Below are 1687 nucleotides of genomic sequence, written 5' to 3'. Positions count from 1 at the left end.
GGGCGTGATGCTCAAGGACGGCTACCGCTACGCCACCGGTCGCGAGCAGTGGGTGATCGTGCCCCCCGGCGTCGCCATCGCGATCACGGTCCTCGGCTTCAACCTCCTGGGCGACGGCTTGCGTCGGGCCCTGGACCCGCGGGCCAAGTAGTCCACCCAGGACGGATGACCGTCAGGTGACCGGCGAGGCGGAGGGTGACGTCATGCGTCTGCACCGCCTTGCCCCCGTGGCCCTGTCGTTCGTCCTCCTCGCGCTGCCCGGCTGCCAGTCGGGCGGCAGCGGCCAGGTGGAGGGGGCTGTCCGCTCGGACGGCTTCCCGGCGCCCAGCCAGTACACCGTCTACCAGACGGCGTGGCAGGTGTTGCGTGAGCAGGGGATGACCGTGGACGACGACAACTCGTCGCCGCAGAACGGCGTGCTCGTGACGCACTGGCGCTCGTCGATGTCGCCGTTCTCGCGCGATGGGTACCGCGATCGGGCCACCGTGCGCATCTACCCGGTCACCGGGCGCGCGGGTTACTTCCGCACCGAGACCAACGTCGTGCGCCAGATCAACGCCGACATGCGCGACCCGGGCAACCCGATGGCCGCGGACTGGAGCGACGACACGCGCAACGTCGAGATGGAAGGCCTCATCAACCGCCGCATCGAGATGTTCTTCCTGCCCAACGACGTGAGCGACGTCTGGCGTCGCCAGCACGGCATGGAGCCCGGCGAGAGCCCGCGCATCGTCGAGCCGCCGCCGCCTGCCGAGGCGGACAGCCCCTTCGACTTCCTCGCGCCCCGGTAGCTAGAGCCTCCCGACGCAGGCGACGGGGCGACCCGTGGGGCCGCGCAGCAGCACGAGGTGACCGGCCTCGCGGCCCGACAGCCGCAAGCGCTTGCGCCACGCCTCCGCCCGGTCGTCGAGACCCCGCTTGCGGATGTCGACGCGCCCCACACCGGCCTCGGCGAACCAGCGGTTGATGCGCTTGGCGTCGGGGGGAAGCACGGCATCCACGCGCAGCCAGGTGCCCGGTGCCTCGGGCACGGGAGCTTCACCGATCAGGTAGTCGACGCGGCCCGCACAGGGCGTCGCCAAGCCATCGCGCGCGGCGAGCGCCGGGACGAGGTCGGCGTGGTGCACGGCGGTGTCGGGGTCGAGCAGCCAGACACCCGCCTCGAGCTCGCCGACCTCCGGGAGCTCCTCGTAGCCATCGCCTTCGATCGAGGTCCCTTCGGGCAGACACAGCGCGCGGCGCGGCGGCGCGTCGTGGAAGCCCGCGAGCAGCAGGCGCCGTTCGCGCGCGCGAGCGGCGAGCGAGACGACCTCGAAGGGCGGTGTGTCGCCGGCGTCCTCGGGCCAGGCCGTGGCCGGAGCCACCTTCACCACCAGGGCGCGGGCGCGTTCGCTCCACGCGCGCCACGCGTCGGGCGGCGGTGCGAACGAAGTGGCATCGTCGTGGCGCTGGCCGCCGACGCGTCGGTCGGGGTCCACGAACACGAGCGCGGCGGGAAGGACATCGGGCGCGTCCTCGGCGCGGACGTCGACCCGCTCGGCAAGCCCCAGGGCCGCGGCATTCGCACGCAGCAGCGCGGCGCAGACGGGATCGCGCTCGTAGGCGATCACCGGGCGACCGGTCGCCGCGACGGCCAGTGCATCCACGCCGGCGCCCGAGCCCACGTCGACCAGCGGGGCCGTGGGAT

2 protein-coding genes are annotated in these 1687 nt (G+C 73.1%); one reads left to right on the top strand and one right to left on the bottom strand.

The annotated features are described in order from the left end of the window. The first annotated feature begins 203 nt into the window (after positions 1-203). Positions 204-791: a hypothetical protein gene (locus KDM41_18160; protein MCB1185348.1), complete on the top strand. Its 588-nt coding sequence runs from the start codon at positions 204-206 to the stop codon at positions 789-791. On the opposite strand, the gene KDM41_18155 is transcribed toward KDM41_18160, so the two are convergent. Beyond that, positions 792-1687, bottom strand: an 896-nt coding sequence (locus KDM41_18155) for a hypothetical protein (GenBank protein ID MCB1185347.1), incomplete at its 5' end; no start/stop codon positions are given.

Source organism: bacterium (genome assembly GCA_020440705.1).
In the GTDB taxonomy this organism is placed as follows: Bacteria; Krumholzibacteriota; Krumholzibacteriia; order LZORAL124-64-63; family LZORAL124-64-63; genus JAGRNP01.
The sequence above is the reverse complement of the archived record's forward strand: the minus strand, read 5'-3'. Positions and strand labels throughout refer to the sequence as shown.